Here is an 8,267-nt window from a genome sequence, read left to right as displayed (position 1 = left end):
GCCAGGACGATGTGCTCCTTGGTGTCCGTCGGCCACTTTTTCCGTTGCTTTCCCATAATTTCCCTCCAGCGTGCCCGACCCTCGCAAGTGGGCGGGTGATTTTGGAAGGATTTTCTGGAGCATTACCGGTTGAGTCGGCAACTCGCCGACTGTGGCTGGATGGACGCGGTGTATCACCAAAAGTCCAGGCGGGCCATAGCTTGACTTTGATCGAGGGCCGATCAAGAACAACTCGTAGGACATGGATCAGGAGTGCACGTAAAGCATGTGGGAGACGATGCTGGAGAATCGGTGAGTACATGCGTCGACTCCAGCGTTGAGTGGCTCCTTGTCACAGGAAGGCAGAATAGCTACCTGCTGTTACAACGCTCAAGTCGATAAACACGCTATTTTTCGGGTTGTTGTAGTATTTTCTGTGACAGTGTAGGGGGAGAGCCGACGGGTCTTTATGTCTATTTCCTGCCCCACAACCACTCTTCGACTATGCCGACCAATCCTCTTCCTGTGACACGCCCCACCTCGCGCGCCGACATCGATCTTGAGGGCCGCCGCCGCTTGCTGCGCGACCTCGGCGGCCTCCCCGAGACGGGTGTGCAGAACCGGGAGTGGCTGTACATGCTCCAGGAGGAGACTCGCCAGTCGCTTTCCATCGAGGGCTACTTCGCCACCGAACAGGAGCTCCGGGCCGTCCTTGCCGGACGCAAGACCTTTCCAGAAATCCTCAACTACTACCGCGCCGCCCAGGGCCTGTACGACCTCGCCCAGCAGCAGGCCCGTGAAGGAGAACTCGGCTTCACGGTCGCCATCGTGCGTCACGCCCACAGCGCACTCTTTCGTGAACTCACCGGGCGCCGGGGCGAATTTCGCTTGGGGGCCATCCGCATCCAGGGAGCCAAAGTGACCCCTCCTGCACATGACGTGGAAGCTTACGTCCGTGCCTTCGTACGGCTCGTCCCTGACCTCCTCACGCGCTTTCCCCCGATTCCGGCCCTCGCCCGCCTGCATGCCCTGTTCGAGAGCATCCACCCCTTCACGGACGGCAATGGCCGTGCTGGGCGCATCCTGATGAATTACCTGGCGGTCACGCAAGGCCTGCCCCCCGTCATCATCAAAGGCGAGGCCCAGGAGGAGCGTGATCGCTACTATGCCGCTCTCGAAGCGGCTGACCTCGGTTTTCACGCGGGCTTTCCACCTCCCGAGGAGCAGGCCCTGAGCGGCGCCCTACGGGAAGGCGACTTCGCACCATTGGAGGCCCTGCTGCGGGAGGGGGTACAACCCCAGCTCGACCGTCTCATCATTGCGGCGGTGGAGACAGGCCAGGAATTGCGCGAGCTGCGTGACCTTGCCCCGATGTTCGGAGTCCAGGAAGCGACGTTGCGGCAATGGGTGACACGCGGGCGCCTTATCGCCGTCAAACGCGGCAGACGCTTGGTCAGCCACCCGAAGTTGTTTCTGGGTGAGCGCGCGGCAGAAGGGGAAGGCTGACGATGAGCAAAGTCCAGCCCGCTTTACTACCCCAGGATCTCGCCTTACAGGTCCCTCGCGCCGAGGCACAGAGGCAGTTGCGTGAGCTGATCACACGGGGTGAAGCGCTGACCCGGCGACGCACGCCTGCTGACCTCAGGGTTGATACGGACGCCGCTCGTGAACTCACAAGCACGCTTCGCCAGTGGGGCCGGGAGGGCACGGAAGTCATGGACGCCTGTCTGGGACCAGAGGCGGCTCAGGTTCTCCGCGCCCTCCCCATGCGTTACACCACCCTCGATCTGGCGAAAGAAGCAGTCCGGCGTCGTCTCGCGCTGCTCAAGGAGGCGCTCGATCGGGTAGGACAACTGCGAAAAACAGCGCGAAAGGCACCGGATAGCCCCTCCCAGCCAGCAACTGAGAAAAAGCGCTCTAAACGTCCGGCCGCGTCTACCGAGCGTCCTTTCCACTTCTGCCTGTCCTTTGCCGGTGAGGATCGCAAATACGCCCAGGCGCTTCACCGGCTGTTGACCAAACGCGGGATGCGAGTCTTCTACGACAACGCTGAGAAACACGACCTGTGGGGCCGAAACCTTTACGAGCACCTCGCCGACATCTACGAACACCGGGCGCATTTTTGCGTGATGTTCGCGTCGCGTCACTACGTCGAGAAAGCCTGGACCGGCCTTGAGCGTGAATTCGCCCAGGCCCGCGCCTTCAAGCAGCCGGACTACATCCTGCCTGTGCGCATCGACGACACACCTGTGCCCGGTCTCGCCCCGACCAAGGGCTACCTCGACGTGCGCGAGAACACCCTGCCGGAGATTGCGAACACTGCGGTTCGTCTCCTCGCCGAACGTCGTCCCGGCCTGGTGCCTCCGCCCCCCGTGAGCCAGTATCCTCGCCGCCGACCTTCCCCGAACACCGGCAAGAAAACAGGTCGCTTGCCCCGCACGGCTCCGGCCTTCGCGCTGCTGGGTAATCACATCTACGAGGCTGCCCGGTACCGCGAAACCGACGATGTCATCACCCTGCACCTGCGCCCACGGAGCGGTGAGGAGGAGGCACGGCTGCGGACCCTGCGTGACCCACGAGGCCCCGCTTGGGGGAGTACCCTGGCCTTCGCATACCGCCTGGATGGAGCGAATGTGAGCGTGCAGGACGTGACCCATGAAGGAGAGGGCGACCGTGCAGTTGCGGTGGTCACACTGCGGCCCGAGCGCTCGCCCCGGCAGCGGATCTTCATCGGGCAAGACGACCGGGCGCTGGCAGAACGCGCTGCACGCTTCATCGTATTCGCTGAGGAGCCCCAGTCCCGAGAGTCTTGGACGTTGCCCCTTTACGGCCGGGACAGGGACGTACAATTTCGTGCCGGGTTGCTGCTGACCCTTTGGCGCACTTGGGCGGGTACGAAGGGAACCTTCTTGGCAGCAGCGAGGCTGCTGCTCGTCTACCACCTCAAGACCTTAGGGGTCGTGGAACACATCACGACCCTTGAGGTCGGTCCCTCGAAAGGGGATCGCCTTCCCATCACGCTTCGCGGGTACCGTCAGGCCCCATATGGAGAAGGCCGTACAGAAGTGAACGTTGAGGGCGAGATCACGCTTTCTCGGGCGGAGCGCCAGACATAGACTCACCGCCAGACAAAAGACAGGTAAAGCGCGAAAAGTGAGATGCTGCCGTGCAGGCCAACCACAGTTACGCTCCACAGGGCACGAATCCAAGTGCCGAGGGTCAGAGGCGGCGCATTAAAAGAAAAAGGGGGCGAGACACCGTCGCGAGCCTGGGCGAACAAGAGGCGGTGGCGTTGCTCCTGTCCCAAGTAGTACGCGTCGAGTGCCCAGAAGATAAGGGTTGGCAGGAGGGCTAGACGGGCGAGCTGGTCGTCTTGCTCACGGCCCGCGAACCCGAGGAGGGCGCTGGCGAGCGTCACAGTCCATCCCTTAAGCAGAAAGGAGTGCGAGGCGAGGCGAGTGATGACCCCCTGGATCATCTCCAGATATTTGCGCACGTCATCTGTCATAGCGTTCTGCTCATGGGGCACCGGGGCCGCCGTTTCTTTGCTGCTGACGAAGGTCGGTTCCATTGCAGAATGCTCATCTCCAAAAGATACGCCGTGAATCAGGTGCGCCACATATGTTCCCTGAGACGATTGTCCGCCTACTCGCCGTAGATTCAGACACTCTGCACGTTACTTTACTGTGCCTCAGGTGCTCAGCTACGTTCCATAATTGAGAGCTGGCCCGAATCATTTGCGTCCCCCTCGTGTGCGCCAGGGCGTGCAGCGCCAGAGGAGCGTCATCAGCCCACACATTCCCTCTTTCCCAAAGCGTTGGGCTTTTTCTGTAGAGAGATGGAAGGGCGGAGGCCGAAGTCACGCCCCAGCGCACCCGATTGTCATCCTTTCCACTGCGTCTCAGGTACCTTAAGTGCAACAAGAGTAGCGCCAGGACGCGAGGAAGTGCCTGAGGAAGAAATCGGCAGAAGCGTTTTCGATTAAGTGGCTATTGGTAGTGAATCCATGAACAGGACGATCCGACAGCATTTTGTTCCTCGTGCCTACCTCAGACGATTCTCTTCATCTTCGTCTGGGACGGGTATAGAGCGTACTCACGCTTTAATCAAGCGGAACACTAAGATTGTAGAAATTCCTATTCAGAATATTGCTAGTCGCGAGCTGTTTTATGACTTCGGGCCTGGGGATCAGGAGCAAGTACTGGAACAGCATTTTTCGCAGAATATTGAAGGCGATTTGGCAGACCTGTTAAGAGAATCTGTAGACCATTTCAAAGCAGCTCAAACACTTGTGGCAAGTCACAAGCGTCGTCTTGCTGCTCACCTGGCCTTGCAGTACCTTCGTACCCATGAGTTTCGCCGTGTGTTGGCGGAAAACCTTGGTGGCGTCGCCGAGATGCTCACGCGGCAATTCCGTAGCCTACACAATGACCTTCCTGATGAATTCAAGGTTGAGGCGAATGTGGACGCTCGGGCACATCTCGACCTCGGCATGAATGACGCCAACATCGGGACCATCGCGCACATCCTGACTCAGCATGCCTGGCAGGTGGTCCGTGCTCCGGCAGGCCGCACCTTCCTGACCAGCGATGCCCCGGTGATGCTCATTGGGGAACCTCTGGCGCCCTGGATGGGTGTGGGCTTTGCGACGTATGGTGCCCGGGTGCTGTTTCCTCTGGATGCCGAGTATCTGGTAGTCACCACCGACATAGTTAGCTTCCGTGAGAACGGCCACCTGGGCGAGAACGTCGTTGTCGAAGCTACCGAAGGGATGATGGACCAGTACAACTTCATCATCTTGGGGATGGCCGCGGAGCAGGCTGTTGCTAGGACTCGTCTGGAATTGGAGCGGGCGGAAGCTCTTCTGCGCGCCGAGGCTCAATACCTCGGGCAATCCCAACCCTAAAGGAACTGCTTGGCCTGTGCGCCTTGAGCTGGTCAGTCGCGCACCTGCCAGAGGTCCGAGCGATCAGCAGGTCAACGGCCACGTCCTCAGGTGGGAAGCCTGACTTTTGTTGCGGCGCGCCCTAGCCTGGGGACGTGGCATCACACACCACCTACCACGGGCTGTGGCAAGCGCCCGACAACACCCTCGACAGCTACGGTTACTTCGAGATTCGAGACGATGGGTTGCGCCTCAACATGATCGGCATTCGAGAGCACGCTTTCGAAGTCAGTTCCCATGATGTCGGTAAGGAACGAGGGCGGCTCCGGGTCATCCTTCCGTTCTCCGACCACCCCAATATTCCGACGCTATCGGCGAAGACTGCCGAGGGCAAGACGGTTTCACTTTTCGACCTCGCTTTTCGTCACTCTCGCGGCGAGTGGCTCGGCCGCCAGCGTGACACCGCCTACTACGAATACGAGCCGCAGCTAGCGTTAATTGGGGAACGTCGGGTAGACGACCTATCAGCCGAGCGCTTCACGGCCCTGTCCCTAGACCTGCACAACTTCTCTGGGTGGCCCCCCGGCTCACCCTTCGAGTACGAGTTCAGGGACGACCAGCCGACCCGCCACTACTTCGTCCTCGAATATCAGGTGCCCGTCACGAGTGTCCGTGTGGAAGAGCTGCACCTGACCCTGGAGTTCCGAACGTACTTCTCCTCCGCTCCCACAGGTGGACGCCACATCTTCGATGCACATGGGCGAGTTACCCTCGTCCCGGACGAACCAGCCAGCATCCACGCGCTCCTCGAACTCGTCGGCCGGGTCCACATCCTTCTCGATTTGCTTGTCGGTCAACGGCTCAAAATTAAACGCCTCGGGCTCATGACTTCCAACATCCAGACCGTGTTGGAGGACGGGACAGAAGTGCACGAGGCTTTCGAACTGGTGACGAGCCAAGGGCGCCTTGACGACAGCGTCGACGAGCGCGTCACGCCCGTCTTCCCCTACGAGGACCTAGGAGAGCGGGCTCCCGTCGTCTTCAGCACCTGGCTGGGGGCTGAACGCAAGCTGCGCCGCGCTGTGAACGCGTTCGTTGTGGTCGCGTTCGCCCATGATCTCGTGCTTGACTCGCAATACACCGACCTGGCGGGCATCGTCGAATCGCTCGCCCGCGAGGGGGGGAAGCAGTATTACGTCGAGAAGAGCATGTTCAGGGACGTTGCCCGAGAGCTTCGAGCGGCGATTCCCGAGGACTTGCCCGAGACCTTGCGCAGCATCCTCGCCGCACGAATCGACACGGCCAACGAGCATTCGCTGCAAAGCAAGGCCACGGCTCTCATCGAGGCGTGCTGGCCGATCTTCGCTGACAGGATCACATTGACGCCATTCGACCTGGCTGCGGCGCTGGCGAACAACCGCCACGCCCTGGTTCACAACGACGAAGGGAAGAAGAAGCTGCTCGCTCGTGACGGCTTGAGTTTGTACTGGTTGACGCAGGCCATCAAATGGTTGGCCTACGGTGCCATCGCGCTGCGCCTCGGCATGGACCGCGATACGGTCCTGGCCCGACTCCGGGAGCGAATTGAGGAGACGAGGCTGAAACTCGACTACGAACACTTCAAGAAAGGGGAAGGGTAAGACCAACGTTGTTATCGAGAGCGACGGCACGATTTGCTGTCCGGGCCGTCCCGAGCCTGGCTGCCGCTAATCCGGGGCGACGTGCGGGTGGAAGGTTGGGTGTCCAGTAGGCAGACACTGACTTACCCGAGAGTTTGTCGATAAAGGACAAAGCTCCAAACGGCAGACTGAGGCGTGACGTTCACCCTGCCCGCAGCCCGTAACCAGTTGTTCTCTCAGGTCATCGCTGACCAGCAGCGCATCTGGGTGGTGACGCCGATGCTCTGGCTGATGAGCTACCAGGTGCAGAGTGGGGGATACACGACGCGAGGAGATCCTGTCTTCGATTGGATGCCGACCACGCAGATGGTCGCTCTGGCTGGGAAGCGGCGGCCCTCACCCCCAGTTCTCACTCCCTACGAACTGGCTGTTCCACCCATCGTGCTGGAGATGCCGAGCCCGAGCGGGGCGCTGCCATTCCTGTTAGACGGCATTCACCGAGTGGACCAACTCCACGCGTTGGGCATTCCCGACATACAGGTCATGTCCCTCACGCCCCAGGTGGCAGCACAATTCGAAGTCCCCGTGAGAGACGTGCCCCAGGTGATGGATGACCTTCGCCACCAGCGGTCCTCGGCCCCGCTCAACGCTTTGTACGCTCAATTAGGCCATATCAAGCAGGCGGCGCTCGCTCTGCGAGCTGCTGCCGCACAGGCTGGACGCTCGGTCTCGGCCTTTCCCCTGCCCCGCACACTGTTGCATCAGGAAAAGCTCTCCGGACCGGCCTGCCCCGAGGTGTACTGACGGCAGGACGAAGGGCAGCCTTCACCCCTGCGTGTACGGTCGCCGTGATCAATGTTGAAAAGGTTGCCCTTCACGCGGTGGGGAATACATTCAAGGGTCATGGCCGTGCTTGACTGGGTAGATGACGCGCCCCGTTCTGCACGTGCATGTAGTGCACGCGCCTGCCCTTTCGGGTGCCTGTGGCACGGTGCTGAAGCACGTCTGTGCCCAGGCTGAGCGAGGCAGGGCCATCCCCATCTCGCCGGGCGCCCGTGTAGCATTGGACACGGCGGTGGGGGGCATGCGCGACCACCTGGAAGCTGTGTTGACCGCATATCCCATCTCAACTGCCATGTCGAATGGAGCACCCTGGATGTGTTGGTATTTCAGAGCGCTCCATAGTCCCAGGATGCGGAGCGGGCTCAGGGAGTGATGGGTTTTTATAACGACGGCATCGGGGGAACACTGACGTTCAGTCCGCATATTGACCTCTACGTGCTGCCGGGCCATGAAGCTTGCCTCGCCACACTATCTGGATGAGGTCGGGTTCTCGCTCAAAGGCGTGCGGAGGCGGACGTGGTCGACCAGGGCGTGACGCCCCTGGTCACGCTCCCGGCGAACTGGGAGAAGCTCTCGACCATTTGGGGCCATCACCTCGGACGGGCGATTCTTCCGGCAGACGAAGTCCGGAGCGATTCGCAGTGGAGACGTGAGCCGATTCTTCCAGCATCTGCTGCGTCAGATCCAGGGAGAGATTGTAGTGGTGCTGGACAACGCGGGCATTGACCGGTCCAAAGCCACTCAGGCGTTCGTTGCGCACCACGAACGCCTGTCCTTGGTCTTCCTTCCGCCGTACGCCCCGGAGTTAAGTTCTACTCAGGAGTTGCACCTGCATAACGACGGGGAAGCGCTCCCAGCCGAGAAAATCTGGGAGTGTCTACGTCACAGATTCTGGGGGAGCGCGTCCGCATTCTGGCAGATGAGTTCCTGGCCGTTCCAAC

Annotated in this window: 7 protein-coding genes; 6 read left to right on the top strand and 1 reads right to left on the bottom strand. The window is 60.7% G+C overall.

From position 1 onward, the window contains the following. The first annotated feature begins 504 nt into the window (after nucleotides 1–504). Entirely contained in the window at nucleotides 505–1,485 is a 981-nt protein-coding gene (locus F8S09_RS17335) for a Fic family protein (RefSeq protein ID WP_158679991.1), read from the top strand. Nucleotides 1,486–1,745: 260 nt separating this feature from the next. After that, nucleotides 1,746–3,095, top strand: coding sequence for a TIR domain-containing protein (locus F8S09_RS17330; protein ID WP_158679993.1), 1,350 nt, complete (start codon nucleotides 1,746–1,748; stop codon nucleotides 3,093–3,095). A 2-nt stretch (nucleotides 3,096–3,097) separates the two neighbouring features. Here F8S09_RS17330 and F8S09_RS17325 read toward each other — a convergent pair whose 3' ends face one another. After that, nucleotides 3,098–3,598: a hypothetical protein gene (locus F8S09_RS17325; RefSeq protein WP_152872678.1), complete on the bottom strand. Its 501-nt coding sequence runs from the start codon at nucleotides 3,596–3,598 to the stop codon at nucleotides 3,098–3,100. Nucleotides 3,599–3,985: 387 nt separating this feature from the next. Between F8S09_RS17325 and F8S09_RS17320 the strand changes: the two genes are divergently transcribed. From F8S09_RS17320 to F8S09_RS17305, 4 genes are all read left to right on the top strand, one after another. After that, on the top strand, nucleotides 3,986–4,885 hold the full coding sequence (locus F8S09_RS17320) for a DUF4238 domain-containing protein (RefSeq protein ID WP_104992281.1): 900 nt from the start codon (nucleotides 3,986–3,988) through the stop codon (nucleotides 4,883–4,885). 134 nt (nucleotides 4,886–5,019) lie between these two features. Then, nucleotides 5,020–6,504 (top strand): ApeA N-terminal domain 1-containing protein, encoded by a 1,485-nt coding sequence (locus tag F8S09_RS17315; protein ID WP_152872677.1) that lies wholly within the window; start codon nucleotides 5,020–5,022, stop codon nucleotides 6,502–6,504. A 174-nt stretch (nucleotides 6,505–6,678) separates the two neighbouring features. Next, nucleotides 6,679–7,287: a hypothetical protein gene (locus tag F8S09_RS17310; protein ID WP_104992283.1), complete on the top strand. Its 609-nt coding sequence runs from the start codon at nucleotides 6,679–6,681 to the stop codon at nucleotides 7,285–7,287. A 628-nt stretch (nucleotides 7,288–7,915) separates the two neighbouring features. Next, nucleotides 7,916–8,267: transposase (locus F8S09_RS17305; RefSeq protein WP_322618896.1), on the top strand; the 352-nt coding region annotated here is incomplete at its 3' end.

Origin of the sequence: Deinococcus terrestris (genome assembly GCF_009377345.1) — a bacterium.
Taxonomy (GTDB): Bacteria; Deinococcota; Deinococci; order Deinococcales; family Deinococcaceae; genus Deinococcus; species Deinococcus terrestris.
The sequence above is the reverse complement of the archived record's forward strand: the minus strand, read 5'-3'. Positions and strand labels throughout refer to the sequence as shown.

What these genes read in the sequence shown, in the direction of transcription:
- F8S09_RS17330 (WP_158679993.1), top strand. Translation starts at nt 1,746, where the DNA reads ATGCGTTACACCACCCTCGATCTGGCGAAAGAAGCAGTCCGGCGTCGT.
- F8S09_RS17320 (WP_104992281.1), top strand. Translation starts at nt 3,986, where the DNA reads ATGAACAGGACGATCCGACAGCATTTTGTTCCTCGTGCCTACCTCAGA.